The sequence below is a fragment of the Pseudopedobacter beijingensis genome, assembly GCF_042678145.1.
GTDB classification, from domain to species: domain Bacteria; phylum Bacteroidota; class Bacteroidia; order Sphingobacteriales; family Sphingobacteriaceae; genus Pseudopedobacter; species Pseudopedobacter beijingensis.
Genome location: NZ_JBHUDG010000006.1, coordinates 57,566 through 75,825, shown reverse-complemented (window position 1 = coordinate 75,825; position 18,260 = coordinate 57,566). Strand labels below are relative to the sequence as shown.

Here is an 18,260-nt window from a genome sequence, read left to right as displayed (position 1 = left end):
CATTCTCACAACTATTTATTAAATTTGGTGAAAGAATCCTTCAGGAAAATAGAGGATTTTGAGAGGCGTTAATTTTGGAATGACACAGTTCGCGTTACACTCCCTATCAAGGTTCTACTTATTCTATTCTTATAGGTTTCATGCTTTTATCAACAGCAACCAATGTAAACTCGCCCGAGGCTGCTTTTACACGATAATCAGAATACATATCTTCTACGTAAGCTTCAACAAGTACCTTTATACTCGAATTTCCAATATGTATAATACTGCCAATTAACTCAATAAAGCTTCCGGCCGGAATAGGCTTTAAAAAACTTATATGCTCAGAGCCTACCGTAACAAATGCTTTTCTGGCATATCTGGTAGCCGTAATAAAAGCAATTTCGTCCATCATAGCCATTACCGCCCCTCCAAACATAGTATTGTGGTGGTTGGTTATATCAGGGAATACCGTTTTGAACACGCTGGTACGCGCAGCCTTAATTTTTTCTTCTCTGCTCATATATCAAATATACCGTGTATTTATGGCGGAATGTTAATTCATCAGTAATTTTATTTTTACATATCATCTTTTAAACAGAAGCTGTTTTGTTCGGTCAGAGTTGCATTTAATAAAAAATAAAACAGTCGGATTTTATTTATTATATAAGTGTCAAAGAAATAGTATGTTTGTGGTAATCAGACTGTTTTTGTTAAAACAGTCCGTTTTATTATTAAACCATGAAAAAAATATACCTGTCTTTATCTGTATTGTCTCTGGTGTCATGTATAGAAAAAAATAAGGAATCCCTGTACCAAAAAGAAATTATAGGAACCTGGAAGCTGATTTCGGGAATGACTATAGAAAAAGGAGATACCACATTTGTTGATTATACCAATCATCAAAAAGGAATAAAGATGATTAACACAACCCATTTCTCTTTCTTAAATCATGATTTGAATAAAGGAAAGTCTGAAAATCCAATTTTCACAGTAGGTGGTGGAACTTATTCTTTAGAAGGTAATATGTATACCGAAAATCTGGAATATTGTAATTATAGGGATTGGGAAGGTAACTCCTTCAGTTTTGAAATAGCTATTAAAAATGATACACTTATTCAGCAAGGCGTAGAGAAAATCTCTGATTTAGGTATAAACAGGGTGAATATAGAGCGCTATGTTAAAATAAGCAAACAATAGAAATAAATATTTTTTAGCTCGTTGATAGTGTACTAAATTAAAATTCGATTTGACGGTTTCCATTATTTTTGGCTAACATTGGGGTTATTTTGAAAAAAAACATGGAAAACCATAGAATTGAAACAGATCTCCTGGGAGAGAAGCGGGTGCCCCTTCACGTATATTATGGAGTACAGACGCAAAGAGCATTAGAAAATTTTGATATTTCTAAACAAACTGTTAGTCATTATCCGGAATTTGTAAAGGGGCTTGCTAAAACAAAATTAGCTGCTGCCAAGGCTAATTACGAATTAGGTATATTACCTTCTCCGATTTTCTTTGCTATAGAAAAAGCAGCTAAAGAAATAATAGATGGTGCTTTGTCTGGAGAGTTTCCGATAGATTTAATGCAGGGAGGAGCCGGAACTTCAACCAATATGAATGCCAACGAGGTTATAGCTAACAGGGCATTGGAATTGATGGGACATCAGAAAGGTGAATACCAGCACTGTTCGCCTAACGATCATGTGAATCTATCACAATCCACTAATGATGCTTATCCAACGGCAATTAAGCTGGCATTATTTGAAATGAATAAGCCGCTGGCAATAAGTCTTAAAAAAACTGCTGATGCCTTAAGAGTAAAAGCACAAGAATTTAGTAAAGTTCTTAAAATGGGACGCACTCAGCTTCAAGATGCGGTACCTATGACTTTAGGACAAGAGTTTGATGCTTTTGCTTATACTCTGGAAAAAGAAATAGCGGTATTGAATAATGCTGCTCAGGACTTTTTAGAGGTAAACATGGGAGCTACAGCTATTGGTACAGGTTTGTGTGCTGTGGAAGGTTTTTCGGAGAGCTGTGCTAAACACCTATCAACAATTACAGGTGAAAACGTAACAAAAGCAGTAAATTTGGTGGAGGCAACTTCAGATACTACCGGATTTGTAGCTTATGCGTCTGTGTTGAAAAAAATTAGTTTAAAGCTGATTAAGATATGTAATGATTTAAGATTGTTGACATCAGGACCAAGAACCGGACTTTTTGAAATTAATCTGCCTCCAATGCAGCCGGGATCTTCTATTATGCCAGGGAAAGTAAATCCGGTAATTCCTGAAGTAGTAAATCAAATTTGTTATAAGGTTATAGGGAATGAGTTAACTATTACTATGGCATCAGAAAATGCGCAGTTACAACTGAATGTAATGGAGCCTGTGATTGCTTATTCGCTGTTCGAATCTATCCAGATATTACAAAATGGTTTAGAAACATTTGTAGATAAATGTATTGTTGGCATAACAGCAAATGAAGAAAGATGTAAAGCCAGCGTATTAAATTCTATAGGGATAGTTACTGCTTTAAACCCTCATATAGGCTACAAGAATAGTACTAAAATAGCAAAAGAAGCATTAGAAAATAATACAAGTGTATATGATTTGGTGCTACATTACCAGTTGCTAAGCAAGGAAGAACTGGATAAAATCTTAGATCCTATAAATATGTTAGGACCGGGAGCTTTGGCTCAATAATAGGGGATCCATTCAAAATATATAGAACCAACAAACAAGCGGAGGAAATTCTTTTCTTATTCATGTAAAGAATCCCTCCGCTTTAAACCAACTACAACAAATTCATATTAAAAAAATCAGAATATTTTATCATAACTATCATGATCATGGCAAGATACATTCAGGTCTTTTAGTATACCTGTTTTAACATCAAAAACCCAGGCATGCAGTTGTAAATCCTGATTATTTAACCAGGCGTTCTGAATAATTCCTGTTTTTCCCAGCTTTCTGATGCCATCTTTAGCATTAAGTTCAACCATTTTTTTTAGACGATCCTCAGGAACGGTAATCGAGTCCACCTCTTTTTGGTTCATTCGGTAAACCTCTTTTATGTTCCCGAGCCAATGATCTATGAGTCCAAGATTTTTATTGCCCATGGCAGCTTCAACACCACCGCAACAATAATGTCCGCCAACAATAATGTGTTTTACCTTTAAGAAATTAACCGCATATTCTAACACACTTAATAGATTAAGATCATTGTGTGAAACCACATTTGCAATATTTCTATGTGAGAAAATATCTCCTGCTTTGGTTCCTGTGATCTGATTGGCAGGGACACGGCTATCTGAACAACCTATCCAAAAAATGGGAGGACTTTGTCCTAAAGCTAAGTTTTCAAAAAACAGTTCGTTTTCTTGTAGGGTTTTGGTAACCCAGTCTCTATTATTCTGTAATAAAGATTCTGTATATCTGGTATCTGGCATTGTTTTAAGATTTTAAATTTGTTTGTTGCTGTCTACTAGGAATTTAGTGTTAGAAATAGTGTCTTCTAACTTAGGCAAAACATAAGTTGGCCTGATATTAATCAATTCAACATCAATTTTCCTGTTATGGGCAGAGGCATGGAAATTTTCTATAATTTCCAGAACATCTCTGTCAATATACTTAGAATTAGAGCCATCAATAATAACTTTGGCTCCATGAGGAATATGTGATAAGGTATAACGTATAGCTCCTTTGTTAAGGAAAGAAACCTCTTCAGATAATTTTAAATGAAGCTTTTTTTGTTCATTAACAACCTTTCCAAAATAGGGGTTTCGCAGATTTGCCCTTAACAGGTAGTAAACACCAATGAGCATTCCAATAGCAACTCCCATTAATAAGTCAGTGGCTACAATAGCAATAATAGTGGTGATAAACGGAATGAATTGATCTTTTCCGTTTGCCCACATTTTTTTGAAAAGGAAAATATTTGCCAATTTGTATCCTGTAAAAAGCAATATGGCGGCAAGACAAGCTAATGGAATCATATTGATGATTTGTGGAATAATGGCAAGAGCCACAATAATCCAGATACCATGAAAAATAGCCGACATTTTGGTTTGCCCTCCAGAGTTTACATTAGCCGATGACCGTACAATAACAGATGTCATAGGTAATCCGCCTAACATACCACTTACTGTATTACCAATACCTTGTGCAAATAGTTCGCGATTGGTTGGCGATACTCTTTTTTGTTTATCTATTTTATCGACAGCTTCAATACTCAACAATGTTTCCAAAGAGGCAACAATGGCAATAGTGAATGCTACTGTCCAGACCTGAGAATTGAAGAGTGAGCCAAAATCAGGGAAAATAAACAGATTTTGGAACTCCATAAAATTGGAGATAACAGGAACCTGAACAAGGTGTTCTTTAGATAAAGACAAAGCTGATCCGTTGAACAGCAAAGCCAATGCAATACCTACGGCAACTACCATTAGTGGAGCCGGTAATTTACTTAGTATTTTAAACCGTGGCCAAAAGATAAGTATGGCTAAAGAAGCAAGAGTTACAAATAATGCTCCCGGTTCCAGATTCTGAACAGCTGTGACAATAGCGCTAAAAGTACCTGTTTCTCCTGTTGAAGCCTCATCAGAGAAATAACTTGCATCGTAACCCAGTGCATGGGGAATTTGCTTTAAAATGAGTATGATTCCGATGGCGGCCAACATACCCTCAATAACGGCAGAAGGAAAATAATTAGCAATACTACCCGCTTTAACAATTCCCAGAACAATTTGTATCAGACCAGCTAATACAACAGCTAATAAAAAGCTTTCGTATGTGCCCAGGCTCGATATCGAGTTTAATACAATCACCGTAAGTCCGGCAGCGGGGCCACTGACGCTTAACTGCGAACCGCTGAAAGCAGCAACCACAATTCCGCCAATAATACCTGTTAACAGTCCGGCGAATAAAGGGGCTCCGGAAGCCAATGCAATACCCAAACATAAAGGTAGTGCCACTAAAAAAACGACAATACTTGAGGATAAATCTTTTTTTATTGTTCCTGCATTCAAATATTTAGAAAATTGAAAGCTTGGAAACAAAGAAATATTTTCTTTTTTCATCCTTGTTAATCAATAAAAGTTTAAACATTCGCTCAGTTCCTAAACAAAACCAGCGATATAATTTCGACTGATAAAAACCACGAAGAGTTTTTACTTATAAATAATTAACAGAATATGTTAGGAGGCGGTGTGGGAACCGAAGGAAAGAATGACGCTACGTAATTACGTGGTTTGATGTGATATTTTACTTTAACATCCATTTCAATAGGAAGCAAACACATCTCGTAAAGGTCATTTACTTCCGATTTTTTAAGTGATTTTGTGTCTTTAGCTGTTTCGTGAGTCTCGTTTTCTAACTCTAGTTGTAAAATAACAGCATTTACTGTAGAGCGGTCGATTTCTACAAAAACCGGAGCAATAGAAAGCACCATTTTAACCGCAAAGATTAAAAGGAAGAATACAGATATTTTCTTTTTTATATAGGTGCTTCTAGACATTTGTGTTCAAAGTCATCTTTTAACAAAAATAATATTCTGTTGTAAAAAACAAATATTAAGTTGTAAAAAATTATAAAAAAGAGAAATTATATGACTTTTTTGTGTCTAAAGCATAATCAAGATTTGAAGATGTTTTAATCAAAAACGACTCTCAATTGCTAAAAAGTGATTATCCTCATATTTCGAAAAGCTTTAGGTCATTCTATTGTCATGAAACATCCGATAGTTTTACACCATCAATAAAGCGATAAATTTATGCAACCTGACAAATTTTACTACGACAACAAGATTGTGAGGGACTTTGCGATTGCCACCATGGTATGGGGGATAATCGGAATGCTGGTAGGTTTACTTGCAGCAACACAGCTGTTCAGTCCTGCCGCAAATTTAGGTTCTCAATACACAACTTTTGGACGAATTAGGCCTTTACACACCAATGCGGTAATTTTTGCCTTTGTGGGTAATGCCATTTTTATGGGAGTTTATTACTCGTTACAAAGGCTTCTTAAAGCCCGTATGTACAGCAATGTACTCAGCAAAATCCATTTTTGGGGTTGGCAATTAATTATTGTTGCTGCCGCAATTACTTTACCATTGGGTTTAACAACCTCGCATGAATATGCAGAGTTAGAATGGCCTATTGACATTGCTATTACTGTTATATGGGTAGTGTTTGGTATCAATATGTTTGGTACTATATTTAAACGTAGAGAAAAACATCTTTATGTTGCAATCTGGTTTTATATAGCCACTTTCGTAACCGTTGCAGTATTGCATATTGTTAACTCGTTTGAGATTCCGGTTTCAGCTTTTAAAAGTTATTATTTGTACGCCGGAGTACAGGATGCTTTGGTACAGTGGTGGTACGGACATAATGCAGTAGCATTTTTCTTAACCACACCTTATTTAGGGTTGATGTACTATTTCTTGCCTAAAATGGCAAACAGACCGGTTTATTCCTATAAACTGAGTATTCTTCACTTCTGGTCTCTCATATTTATTTATATATGGGCTGGTCCACACCATTTGTTGTATACATCTTTACCAGGCTGGGCACAATCATTAGGTGTAGCATTTTCAATTATGTTGATTGCACCAAGCTGGGGGGGTATGATTAATGGATTGTTAACATTAAGAGGAGCGTGGGATAAAGTAAGAGATGATGTTACCCTGAAATTTATGGTGGTAGCTTTAACCGCTTACGGTATGGCAACTTTTGAAGGACCAATGCTTTCTTTAAAAGAGGTTAATGCTATTGCACACTTTACCGATTGGATTGTTGCTCACGTTCACGTTGGTGCGCTGGGATGGAACGGTTTCTTAACATTTGGTGTAATGTACTGGTTAATCCCCAGAATCTATAAAACAGAACTGTACTCTAAAAAACTAGCTTCTGTTCACTTCTGGATTGGAACATTAGGAATCCTGTTTTACGCTATACCTATGTATTGGAGTGGTTTTACTCAAGGTTTAATGTGGAAAGAGTTTACGGAAGAAGGTATGCTTAAATATCCTGCATTTATAGAAACTACGATCAGGATTATTCCTATGCATATGCTAAGAGCATTAGGTGGTGCCATGTATTTGGGTGGTGTGCTTATTATGGCATATAATCTGGTGAAAACAGCAAGAGCAGGAAGTTTGGTAGAACAGGAATATGCAGAAGCGTTACCATTACCTGTGGAAGAAAAACCAGCACAGGGAGAGTTTTGGCATAAAGTTTTGGAACGTAAACCAATGGCTATGCTGGTAGTGAGTTTAATTGTTATATTAATAGGTGGTATTGTAGAAATGGTACCTACATTCTTTATCAGCTCTAACGTACCTACCATAGCAAGTGTAAAACCTTATACACCATTAGAGGTACAAGGTAGAGACCTTTATATTAAAGAAGGTTGTGTTAACTGCCACTCGCAAACAGTTAGACCTTTCAGAAGTGAAACAGAGAGGTACGGAGAATATAGTAAAGCCGGAGAATTCGTATATGATCATCCTTTCTTGTGGGGATCAAAACGTACAGGTCCCGATTTACATAGAGTTGGAGGAAAATATAGTCACGCATGGCATTTCAATCACCTGATAGATCCTGCAAGTATGACTCCGGGAAGTATTATGCCGGCATATGATTGGTTGGCTGTACAGGAAGTAGACACAACTACTACAGCACCAAAAATCAAAGCACTAAGAAAAATAGGAGTACCGTATGCCGAAGGATTTGAAAAAATAGCCAATCAGGATTTGATGAAACAAGCAAACGAAATTGCGGCGGGATTGAAAGCTGATAATATAGAAGTTTCGCCTACATCAGAAATGGTAGCCATTATAGCCTATTTGCAAAGGCTAGGGGTGGATATCAAAGCAGATAAAAAGAACTGATAGATAAACATCAAAAAAATATAGGGTATGTTTAAACAACTTAGTAACCTGGCGGGAGACGAGATCTATCTTTTGGTCTCACTCCTGATCTTTGTCGCCTTTTTTATAGGCGCAACAATAGTACTGTTCAGAATGAAAAAGGCACATATTAATTATATGAGTCAGATTCCGCTGGAAAGTGAAAATCAGACAAATGCATAACAATAGAATTATGAAAAAACTAGGCTCAACCATTTTATTTATAACCATATTCTTTGGCGCTGGGAGTGCATTTGGAGGGGAAACGAAAATGACTCATACAGAGTTGATGAATTATATAGGGGTAGGTGCAATAATACTTACTCTGGTTCTTATCCTTATAGTATGTTTGGTATTGCTTAACACTTTCAAAGTGATGGCAGCTATCTTGCTAAAGGATTCTGAAGCGACCAAACCGGTAGGAGAAGAAGTGAACGCTGGCGAAGTGGTAAACACTACTGTTCCAGTAAAAGAAAAACGTACGTTTTGGCAGAAGCTATTATCCTTACGTCCGCTTTCAGAAGAGAAAGATTTGGAAATTGCTCATGAGTTCGATGGAATTAAAGAACTGGATAATCCAACACCAGGTTGGTTTATGTATCTTTTTTATGGTACAATTATTTTTGCAGTTGTTTACCTGTTAAACTTCCATGTCTTTAAAATAGGAAAACTGCAAGATGAGGAGTACGCAGTGGAAATGGAAAAAGCAGAAGCAGCTAAAGCAGTCTTTCTTGCAAAATCCGCAAATTTGGTAGATGAAAATACTGTGAAAATATCTACTGAAGCTTCTGTGTTGAGCTCAGGTGCAGCAATATATGTGAAAAACTGTGTCGCTTGCCACGGAGATAAAGGACAAGGAACTGTAGGTCCAAATCTTACAGATGATTACTGGCTGCATGGAGGAACCATTAAGAATATTTTTAAAACCATTAAGTATGGAGTTCCTGAAAAAGGAATGATTTCCTGGGAAAAACAGTTGACTCCTAAAGAGATCGCAGATGTAGCAAGCTATATCAAATCATTAAGAGGTACCAATCCTCCTGGAGCAAAAGAAGCTCAGGGTGTACATGATACAGGAGAAGAAGAGGAAGAGGCTCCGGTTGCTCAGGACTCTACTGCTTCATAAGAAATACAGAAGGTATTAAAAACTCTTTAATACCTTCTGTATTCCAGATTAACCTAACACATTTAGTTTTTAAAAGTGTATTGACTTAAAACATAATCGTAGTGGAAGAAATTCAATTTCATAGTACTGTAGAAGCAAGTGGGAAGAGAAGATGGTTATACCCTTTGGTCAGAAAAGATAAGTTCTATCGCTATAGAAGTATTTTAGGTTATACACTTTTAGCTTTTCTGTTTGCCGCACCCTTAATCAGGGTTAACGGACATCAATTTCTGCTTTTTAATATTATCGAACGTAAATTTGTCATCTTTGGTCAGGTTTTTTGGCCTCAGGACTATTTTATTTTTGCGTTAGCGATGTTAACGGGTTTAGTTAGCATCGTACTTTTTACCATAGCATTTGGTAGAGTGTTTTGCGGTTGGGTCTGTCCTCAGACTATCTTTTTGGAGATGGTATTCAGGAAAATAGAAATATGGATAGAAGGGGAGCCAGCAGCCCGTAAAAAACTAGATGAAGCAGAGTGGACAGCAGATAAAATTAGAAAGAAAACCCTTAAACATGGGCTTTATATCATTATCTCTTTCGTAATAGCCAATACTTTCTTGTCCTATATTATAGGTAGTAACGAATTGTGGGCCATAATAACAGCACCACCATTGGAGCATATTGTAGGTTTTATAAGTATCTGGCTTTTTACCCTGGCTTTTTACCTGGTATTTAGTAAGATGAGGGAGTTGGTTTGTATTGTTGCTTGTCCCTATGGGCGCTTACAAGGTGTTTTGTTAGATAAAAACTCGTTGGCAGTAGCTTATAATTATGTAAGAGGCGAACCTAGAGGAAGGATAAGAAAACAAGATACCGATACAGATTCCAAAAAAGGAGATTGTGTAGATTGTAATCTATGTGTAGCAGTTTGTCCAACAGGAATAGATATCCGTAAAGGAACACAGCTAGAATGTGTAAACTGTACGCAATGCATAGACGCCTGTAATCAGGTGATGGATAAAATTAACAAGCCGAGAAACTTGATAGGATATTATTCGGAAGAAATGATAGAAAATCATAAGAAACCTACATTTACTACTCGGATGAAGGCTTATTCCCTGGTAATAGTAGTGATGTTAAGTGTATTAGGGTATTTTGTTGCTTCACAAAAAAATGTAGATGCTATTGTACTAAGAGCTGGTGGAATGTTATATCAGGAACAGGAAGGTGGGTACATTAGTAATTTATATAATGGTGAGTTTATTAATAAAACCACCAATACGGTAAAAGTAGATTTGAAAGGTGCAGATGATGATATGATAGTGAAATGGGTACAACCTATAGATAGCTTGGAAAAGGAGTCTACTAAGAAAGGAACTTTCTTTTTGCTTATACCTAAAGATAAGATCAAGCAGGCTAAAAATCAGGTGAAGTTGAAAGTGATAGAGAATGGAGAAGAATCTTATGAAATAAAAACTAATTTTCTGGGTCCAATAGGAAAGATAAAAAAGTAAATAGCCATTAAGTTATAAAAAGTGTATAAAAAATAATAATATGAATTGGGGGAAAGGTATTGTATTAGGTTTAGGCGCATTTATGTTGTTTGTGCTGGCTTTGGTAGTGGCTATGATAAAATCTCCGGATGATAGCTACGATAAAGACTATTATGAAAAAGGTCTGACTTATGATATTGAGATGGAGCAGAAACAAAATGTTTATAAAGATGAGGCGAAGCCTATGGTAGAGCTTATGGACGAAATGCTAAAAGTAAAGTTTAGTGCTTTAGATTCAGGAAAAGTCACTTTGTACAGGCCTTCGGATAATAAATTGGATAAATCTTTTGCTGTAGCAGATAGTGATATAGAAATTACAACCAAAGATTTAGCGAAAGGAGAATGGAAAATGATCGCAAAATGGTACTCTAAGGGAACTTCATATTTGTACGAACAGAATATATTTGTTCAATGAACCATCTACAGCTAGCTTTTTTTATTGGACTATTTGGTAGTTTACATTGTGTAGGTATGTGCGGACCGTTAGCATTTGCTATCCCAAATGGAGATAAAAAAAGATGGTTAGTAGTCATTGATAAGTTGATTTACCAGTTGGGCAGAGCTATAAGTTATGCCTTTTTAGGTTTACTGGTAGGTATGCTGGGAAAAAGAATTTGGATAGCCGGATTTCAGCAAACGCTAAGTGTTGTGTGTGGATTAGTTATAGTTGTGTATTCCATTATCAGACTCAAACCCAACTCCCGGTTAAGTATATATAATTTCCCTTTTATCAATAATATAATAAGCAAAGCCATTCGGAATAAATACGGACATTTTATAATAGGTGTTTTAAATGGATTTTTACCTTGTGCTTTTGTGTACATAGCGCTAGCAACTGCCATAAATAGTACAAGTGCATATCAATCTGCTCTGTTTATGTTTTGTTTTGGTCTAGGTACTTTACCACTTATGTTTGCTGCTGCGGTAGGAGTCAGTTTTGCAGGAGCATCGGTCAGGAAAACAATCAATAACATTTTACCCATCCTTTCTCTTTTTTTGGGTATTTGGTTTATTCTGCGGGGACTTTCTTTGGATATACCTTTTTTAAGTCCCGTTATTAACGGGACAGAAGCTATTTGTCGCTAACAAAAGGACGTATCTTTCAAATAAAAATTGGGTGCAAACAGCTAAGAAATCACTTACTGTTCAATTTCCTTTAAGCTGCTCATTTTTTTGTATTCGAGAAAGCCTTTAATATCCTCAAAATGCTCGCGTACGCGTTTGTTACCAAATTCGAATACCTTTTCTGCCAGGCCATCTAAGAAGTCCCTGTCGTGAGATACCAGTATAATGGTGCCGTCAAAATCTTGAAGAGCCTCTTTAATAATATCTTTGGTTTTCATATCCAGGTGGTTGGTAGGTTCATCCAGGATGAGTACGTTTACTGGTTCCAATAAAAGTTTAATCATGGCTAAACGGGTTTTCTCTCCGCCAGAAAGCACTTTTACTTTTTTGGTAGTGTCGTCACCGCTAAACATAAATGCGCCAAGTAGGTCTTTAATTTTAACGCGTACATCACCAACAGCAATCTGGTCTATAGTTTCATAAACGGTTAAGTCCTCATCTAAAAGCGCAGCCTGGTTTTGTGCAAAATAACCAATTTTGGCATTATGCCCTACTTTTAAAGATCCGTCAAAATCTATCTCACCCATAATCGCTTTGATCATGGTCGATTTTCCTTCGCCGTTTTTCCCTACGAAAGCTATTTTCTGGCCACGTTCAATAATCAGGTTTGCTTTTTCAAACACGGTGTGCTCTCCATAAGATTTACTTAAGTCCTCTACAATAACCGGGTAATTACCAGAGCGTGGGGAAGGAGGGAATTTCAAGCGTAAAGCAGAATTATCTACTTCATCCACCTCTATAATCTCCAGCTTTTCAAGCATTTTTACACGTGATTGTACCTGTAATGTTTTTGAGTAGGTTCCTTTAAAGCGTTCTATAAATTCTTGTGTATCGGCAATAAAACGCTGTTGCTCTTCGTAAGCTTTTAGCTGATGCTGGCGGCGTTCTTTCCTAAGCTCCAGGTAATGACTGTATTTTGCTTTGTAATCGTAAATACGCCCCATGGTTACTTCAATGGTTCTGTTGGTGATATTGTCAACAAAAGCCCTGTCGTGAGAGATAACAATTACTGCTTTTGCAGAATGAAGTAAAAACTCTTCCAGCCATTGGATACTTTCGATGTCCATGTGGTTTGTTGGCTCATCCAGTAAAATAAGATCTGGCTTTTTTAATAAAATTTTAGCCAGTTCAATACGCATACGCCATCCTCCGGAAAATTCAGAGGTTTGACGGGTGAAATCAGAACGTTCAAAGCCTAGCCCTTTCAATACTTTTTCTACTTCGGCATCGTAATTAGTTTCTTCTATAGAGTAGTATTTTTCGCTTAGCTCAGATACTCGCTCAATGAGTTTCATATAATCGTCGCTCTCATAATCGGTACGTATGGTCAGCTGTTCGTTAAGTTGGTCCAGCTCATCACGCATTTTATATACCTCGTCAAAAGCTTTAGAGGTTTCTTCAAATACGGTTACGTTATCTTTAGTTAATAAATGTTGCGGTAAATAAGCAATAACTGCATTTTTTGGACCTGTTACACTGCCACTGGTAGGCTGACCTGCACCTGCTATTATTTTTAATAAGGTAGACTTGCCTGCGCCATTTTTGCCCATAAGCGCTATTTTGTCATTCTCATTAATAGAAAATGTTACGTCACTAAAGAGTGTTGTGCCTCCAAAGGATACAGAAATGTTATTTACGTTAATCACGATTTACCTGAATTAAAATTTGCGCAAATATAAGCGGATTACTGAATGTTTGGAGATAGATTTTTTTTAAGTGTGTGTTGATAAGGAAAAAGTACTGGGTTCAAAAAATCGTCGTTTATCATTCGCATTATATATATTATTTTCGCATTATGAGAAAACACAGGCTCAAGGGATTCAATAGGGTCTTCTTTTTACTATGGGTGATTATTATGTCTATTATATGGATAACCGATAATACTGATTACCCGTTATTTATTCTTAAGTTGTTATCCTGGGTGTCTTTTTCGAGTGTACTTGTTTCTACAACATACTTTTTATGTAATCGTATACTGCCTAAATCTATAGAAAAAGGGAAGGTAGGGCTTATAGTTGCACAGTTATTGGGAATGGCGATTCTACAGGGGTTAATTCTGGGAGCTCTTCAGCATGGGTTTTATTATCTGGAAGATAACGGTTTTATACCTACTTTTGATGAAGAAGATAGAGATTCTTTATTTACAAATGTCCTTGAGTTTTTACCGTTGTCTTTTTTGATAAATTTAGGATTTGGCGGGCTAAAGTCTTATTTCCAACATTTGAAGTTATATGAGCAGCATCTGAAATTGCAAAAAGTGCATTTAGAAATGCAGTTGCAATCTTTAAAATCGCAGATAAACCCTCATTTTATGTTTAATGTTTTAAATCATATACACATTCTTATACATAAAAATACAGACTTAGCTTCGTGTTTATTATTGAAGTATTCTGATATATTGCGTTATCAGTTACAATGTACTAATAAAGAGATGGTAAGTTTGAGAGATGATGTGGATTTTATGAACAACTATATAGAGGTAGAAAAGTACAGATGGGAAGATACCTTAGAGGTAACCTGTAGCTGGGAAATACAAAAACCAGATGTACAGATCCCCCCACTTTTATTGATTATATTTATAGAAAATGCTTTCAAGTATGTGTCTAGGTCTAAATCGCAGAAAGGTTATATCAATATTTCGTTAGTACAGGATGGTGAAAAAATCGCTTTTGAAGTGGAAAACTCTAAATTGAGTTGTCCGGAGAATAATTATAATAGTCCAAAAATAGGTTTGGAAAATGTACGAAAGCGTCTGGAGTTACAATATCCGGATAGACACAGGTTTACCGTACAGGAAACAGATACAGTCTATAAAACCAATCTCGTTATTATTTAAAGAGATAAAGAATCAGTTATGAAAGAGCTTAAACTACGTTGTTTAATTGTTGATGATGAGCCGGGAGCTATAGAAGGAATTGGTTTATACATTGATAAGTTGGATTTTTTGGAAATTGCAGATACTTCATTCTCCGCTATAGAAGCGGCCGAAGTACTTAAACTTCAAGAAATAGATTTGATGTTTTTAGACATCAATATGCCTAACCTTAACGGGTTGGAGTTTTTAGAATCCCTTAAGAATCCCCCCTTGGTTATTATAACCACAGCCTATTCTGAATATGCTTTAGAAGGTTTTAGGTTAAATGTGGTAGATTATTTGTTGAAACCCATGGCATTTCAACGCTTTTTTCAGGCGGCGCAGAAGGCCAGAGATATTTTTTATTCTCAGTTGTTATTATCAAAACAATCAGATAAAGCTCATGAAGATATTTATATTAAACAGGGAGATAGGTTTGTACGGTTGTTTTGGAGAGATATATTGTATCTGGAATCGGTACAAAATTATGTTAATATCCATTTAGAAGATAAATCCTACATGATACATCAAACGATGACTTTTGCAGAGGAAATTTTACCTAAGGGGTCTTTTTTTAGAATACATAAGTCCTTTTTAGTTAACCTTTCACAGATTGAAAGTGTGAGAGGGGGGCGGGTGTATGTAAAAGGACAGGAATTGCCACTTTCTAAGTATAGAAGAGATGATCTTTTTGAAATTGTTGTGAATAAAAAGCTGTTCAGTAAATAGTATCAGAAAGATTTAGATAGTTTTAATCCGTATGTATTGGCTACAATAGTCGGTGCTATAGTACTTTTACCCGGCTCTTTTATACCTAAAACCTTGTGAATAGATGGTAATAGCAGGTAACCAGCCTCGGCGGTTAAAATACCGATACCTGCACCTGCAGCAACATCGCTAACCCAATGTTTCTGATTTACTACACGCATTGCACCTGTAGCAGTAGCAACAAGGTAACCTCCAATACCAATCCAGGGATTAGTGTCTTTATATTCTTTGAAAAGAATATGTGCACCTACAAAGGCTGTAGCTGTATGCCCCGAAGGAAACGATTTATTGTTAGAACCGTCTGGTCGCATAACATGTGCATTGTGTTTAATAGTTTGAACAGTGGCACACATAAGGATATGAGAGGTAACTAATAATATAGTTCTGTCGGCAAAGCTGTGCTTAGCTTTAAAGCCCATCAGATCAAAGGCATAAATTCCAACGCTGGGAAGATATTGTGTGTAATTGTCTATTTTGTAATTTCTGGATACCTTATCGGTGACCAGACTGCGGGTGTCATAATCTATACTTTGTATTGGTTTAACAAATTGGGCTGTTACTCCGTATGAAATTAATGCGGTTGGGACAATAAGATTACTCGCCTGGGGTTTGTTGTAATAGCTAATTGTATTGGTATTAGGAGTAATGGTTTCTGATAACGTATTTTCTTTTTTGATAGACAAGAATGGTGTATTGAGGACGTTTTTGAGGCTATCGGTTACCTGAAAATCTACTTTAGTTGAATCTGTTATTCTGTTTTCCTGGGCATTAGCTTGATAGGAGATGAGAAAAAAAGACAAGACAAAAAAAATGAATCTATAAATCAGGTTGTTCAAAACAGTTCTTTCTTATTTATGGCAACAAATCTTAATAACTGAAAAATAATAGAAAAAAAAGCTTGATGACTGGGCACAATCTATTGACAACAGGATCGGGAAATAGCAACTTAACAGGATAGGTTTTGGCTCCCCGAAACAAAAAACTAAGCTTCAGATGACAATTAGTTCTTCAAAAATCAGTTTCTTTACAAATCCGAAATTTACATATCAAACAAAGAATGCTTAAACAATTTGGGGCAAAGCCATCTAAGACTGATCTGAATAGATATGCCCGGTCGGCAAACTGGAACGGTAAACACTTTGAAAACTTAGAGCCAACCACGTTAGAAATTGGTTTAAATAAGCTGCCTCAGCTGCTTTATAAGCAATTCTTTGCTACAGAAGGCAGATATCCGCTTCATAAATTAGAGGTGATACCTTTTGATGCGGAGCAATTTAATAGTCATCCTGAAAAAATAAAAGCGGTTTGGTACGGGCATTCGGTATTGTTGCTCCGTATTAACGGAATGAATGTTTTAATAGATCCCATGTTTGGGAATAATGCTGCGCCTATATCGCCATTTCCTATCAAAAGGTTTTCAGAAAATACGTTGCAAATTATTGATAGCTTACCTTCTATTGATCTGGTTTTGCTTTCTCACGATCATTATGATCATTTGGATTATCACAGCATTCAAAAGTTAAAAGATAAAGTTTCTTGTTATTATGTGGCTTTAGGAGTAGCCCGACATCTGGAGAAATGGGGGATAGACGCCAATAAAATAATAGAATTTGATTGGTGGGATAAACATATTTTTAACAAAATAGGTGTTACTTTTACACCCACCCGGCATTTTTCAGGACGTGGGTTAAAAGATAGAGCTAAATCAACCTGGGGAGGCTGGGTGCTGGAGACGGATGTAGAAAAGATTTGGTTTAGTGGCGATAGCGGTTACGGATCCCATTTTAAAGAGATAGGTGCCAGATTTGGTTCTTTTGACTTTGCATTTATGGAATGTGGACAATATAATGAGCAGTGGCATCAGATACATATGTACCCGGAAGAATCTGTGAGAGCGGCTATTGAGGTAAATGCAAAAAATATAATGCCTGTACATTGGGGCGGATTTGCATTGGCGCAACATACGTGGACGGAACCTGTAGAAAGATTTGTAGCCGAAGCTGAACATACACACGTGAATTACTGTTTACCCCAACTTGGCGAAATATTTGAGCTGAATCATAGCAGCAAAATAAAATGGTGGCAATAAACAAACACATATAAATAATTATGAAACTATATAAGCAAATTTTTGAGAACAATAAAAAATGGGTAGAATCAAAAAAATCTACAGATAAAGATTTCTTTAGTCATTTATCTAAAGGGCAGTCTCCAGAAATATTGTACATAGGTTGTAGTGATAGTAGAGTGAGTGCAGAGGAATTAACAGGTACAGAACCAGGGCAGATGTTTGTACACCGGAATATAGCTAATCTGGTTCCTAATAATGACATCAACTCTGCTGCGGTAATTGAGTATGCCATTAGCCATTTGAAGGTGAAACATGTGGTTGTATGCGGGCATTACAACTGTGGAGGAGTAAAAGCGGCAATGGAAGCTAAAGATTTGGGAATTTTAAATCCATGGCTCAGAAATATCAGAGACGTGTACAGATTACATAAAGATACGTTGAATGCGATTACAGATGAGGAGGAGAAATATAAAAAACTGGTAGAGCTTAACGTAAGCGAACAATGTATTAACATCATTAAAACTGCAGCATTGCAAAAGGCTTATCTGAATACCGGATATCCTTATGTACATGGTTGGGTATTTGACATTCATAGTGGCCAACTGATTGATCTGGATATAGATTCTGATCATATATTGGAAGAGACCAGAGAAATTTACGATTTGGGCGTAAGATAATTTATTCCTTTATAGAAGATGAGTGGTGGTTAACTTTATTGTTTTGCCACTCATCTTTTCTTTCTCTTTGGCTTCAGAATACAGTGTTGAGGCAAGGCTTCCATTTTTTGCTTGTTGGGATGCTTTTCGAAATATGTTTATCACTTAAAAATATAAATAAAGGTATTTTATGTAAAACCTATTGGTGATCAAAAAGTGTAATTAAAAGAAA

The 18,260-nt window shown here is 36.3% G+C and carries 18 protein-coding genes; 12 read left to right on the top strand and 6 right to left on the bottom strand.

Translation table 11 applies throughout. The annotated features are described in order from the left end of the window. Nucleotides 1–118 precede the first annotated feature (118 nt). A complete protein-coding gene (locus ACFSAH_RS07630) occupies nucleotides 119–502 on the bottom strand; it encodes an acyl-CoA thioesterase (protein WP_379662121.1) in 384 nt (127 codons plus the stop codon). A gap of 218 nt (nucleotides 503–720) precedes the next feature. Here ACFSAH_RS07630 and ACFSAH_RS07625 point away from each other — a divergent pair, with 218 nt between their 5' ends. Both ACFSAH_RS07625 and ACFSAH_RS07620 read left to right on the top strand, forming a co-directional pair. Next, nucleotides 721–1,179, top strand: a complete 459-nt coding sequence (locus ACFSAH_RS07625; protein ID WP_379662120.1) for a hypothetical protein — start codon at nucleotides 721–723, stop codon at nucleotides 1,177–1,179. A 101-nt stretch (nucleotides 1,180–1,280) separates the two neighbouring features. Next, nucleotides 1,281–2,687: an aspartate ammonia-lyase gene (locus tag ACFSAH_RS07620; RefSeq protein ID WP_379662119.1), complete on the top strand. Its 1,407-nt coding sequence runs from the start codon at nucleotides 1,281–1,283 to the stop codon at nucleotides 2,685–2,687. A gap of 116 nt (nucleotides 2,688–2,803) precedes the next feature. On the opposite strand, the gene ACFSAH_RS07615 is transcribed toward ACFSAH_RS07620, so the two are convergent. The 3 genes from ACFSAH_RS07615 to ACFSAH_RS07605 all read right to left on the bottom strand — a co-directional run bounded on the left by ACFSAH_RS07615 (nucleotide 2,804) and on the right by ACFSAH_RS07605 (nucleotide 5,499). Then, on the bottom strand, nucleotides 2,804–3,433 hold the full coding sequence (locus ACFSAH_RS07615) for a carbonic anhydrase (RefSeq protein WP_379662118.1): 630 nt from the start codon (nucleotides 3,431–3,433) through the stop codon (nucleotides 2,804–2,806). Nucleotides 3,434–3,445: 12 nt separating this feature from the next. After that, nucleotides 3,446–5,062, bottom strand: coding sequence for a SulP family inorganic anion transporter (locus ACFSAH_RS07610; protein WP_379662117.1), 1,617 nt, complete (start codon nucleotides 5,060–5,062; stop codon nucleotides 3,446–3,448). A 104-nt stretch (nucleotides 5,063–5,166) separates the two neighbouring features. Then, entirely contained in the window at nucleotides 5,167–5,499 is a 333-nt protein-coding gene (locus ACFSAH_RS07605) for a hypothetical protein (protein WP_379662116.1), read from the bottom strand. Nucleotides 5,500–5,754: 255 nt separating this feature from the next. On the opposite strand from ACFSAH_RS07605, the gene ccoN reads away from it, so the two are divergent. From ccoN to ACFSAH_RS07575, 6 genes are all read left to right on the top strand, one after another. Then, a complete protein-coding gene (gene ccoN, locus ACFSAH_RS07600) occupies nucleotides 5,755–7,875 on the top strand; it encodes a cytochrome-c oxidase, cbb3-type subunit I (RefSeq protein ID WP_379662115.1) in 2,121 nt (706 codons plus the stop codon). A gap of 27 nt (nucleotides 7,876–7,902) precedes the next feature. Beyond that, nucleotides 7,903–8,076 (top strand): hypothetical protein, encoded by a 174-nt coding sequence (locus tag ACFSAH_RS07595; protein ID WP_379662114.1) that lies wholly within the window; start codon nucleotides 7,903–7,905, stop codon nucleotides 8,074–8,076. A 10-nt stretch (nucleotides 8,077–8,086) separates the two neighbouring features. Continuing rightward, nucleotides 8,087–9,019, top strand: coding sequence for a cbb3-type cytochrome c oxidase N-terminal domain-containing protein (locus tag ACFSAH_RS07590; protein WP_379662113.1), 933 nt, complete (start codon nucleotides 8,087–8,089; stop codon nucleotides 9,017–9,019). 101 nt (nucleotides 9,020–9,120) lie between these two features. Continuing rightward, nucleotides 9,121–10,515, top strand: a complete 1,395-nt coding sequence (ccoG, locus tag ACFSAH_RS07585) for a cytochrome c oxidase accessory protein CcoG (protein ID WP_379662112.1) — start codon at nucleotides 9,121–9,123, stop codon at nucleotides 10,513–10,515. 40 nt (nucleotides 10,516–10,555) lie between these two features. Next, the gene (locus tag ACFSAH_RS07580; protein WP_379662111.1) at nucleotides 10,556–10,969 is read left to right on the top strand and encodes a FixH family protein; all 414 of its coding nucleotides are present in this window, start codon (nucleotides 10,556–10,558) and stop codon (nucleotides 10,967–10,969) included. Then, entirely contained in the window at nucleotides 10,966–11,640 is a 675-nt protein-coding gene (locus ACFSAH_RS07575; RefSeq protein WP_379662110.1) for a sulfite exporter TauE/SafE family protein, read from the top strand. Before ACFSAH_RS07580 ends, ACFSAH_RS07575 begins: the two co-directional genes overlap by 4 nt. 53 nt (nucleotides 11,641–11,693) lie before the next feature. Here ACFSAH_RS07575 and ACFSAH_RS07570 read toward each other — a convergent pair whose 3' ends face one another. Continuing rightward, nucleotides 11,694–13,325, bottom strand: coding sequence for an ABC-F family ATP-binding cassette domain-containing protein (locus tag ACFSAH_RS07570; protein ID WP_379662109.1), 1,632 nt, complete (start codon nucleotides 13,323–13,325; stop codon nucleotides 11,694–11,696). 209 nt (nucleotides 13,326–13,534) lie between these two features. Here ACFSAH_RS07570 and ACFSAH_RS07565 point away from each other — a divergent pair, with 209 nt between their 5' ends. Then, nucleotides 13,535–14,515 carry a sensor histidine kinase gene (locus ACFSAH_RS07565; RefSeq protein ID WP_379662108.1) on the top strand — a complete coding sequence of 327 codons (981 nt, stop codon included), beginning with the start codon at nucleotides 13,535–13,537 and terminating at the stop codon, nucleotides 14,513–14,515. A gap of 18 nt (nucleotides 14,516–14,533) precedes the next feature. Continuing rightward, complete coding sequence (locus ACFSAH_RS07560) at nucleotides 14,534–15,262, top strand: LytR/AlgR family response regulator transcription factor (protein WP_379662107.1); 729 nt, start codon at nucleotides 14,534–14,536, stop codon at nucleotides 15,260–15,262. 2 nt (nucleotides 15,263–15,264) lie between these two features. Here ACFSAH_RS07560 and ACFSAH_RS07555 read toward each other — a convergent pair whose 3' ends face one another. After that, nucleotides 15,265–16,101, bottom strand: coding sequence for a phosphatase PAP2 family protein (locus tag ACFSAH_RS07555; RefSeq protein ID WP_379662106.1), 837 nt, complete (start codon nucleotides 16,099–16,101; stop codon nucleotides 15,265–15,267). Between the two features lie 257 nt (nucleotides 16,102–16,358). Here ACFSAH_RS07555 and ACFSAH_RS07550 point away from each other — a divergent pair, with 257 nt between their 5' ends. Then, nucleotides 16,359–17,390, top strand: a complete 1,032-nt coding sequence (locus ACFSAH_RS07550; RefSeq protein WP_379662105.1) for an MBL fold metallo-hydrolase — start codon at nucleotides 16,359–16,361, stop codon at nucleotides 17,388–17,390. A gap of 20 nt (nucleotides 17,391–17,410) precedes the next feature. Further along, the gene (locus ACFSAH_RS07545) at nucleotides 17,411–18,049 is read left to right on the top strand and encodes a carbonic anhydrase (protein ID WP_379662104.1); all 639 of its coding nucleotides are present in this window, start codon (nucleotides 17,411–17,413) and stop codon (nucleotides 18,047–18,049) included. Nucleotides 18,050–18,260 lie beyond the last annotated feature (211 nt).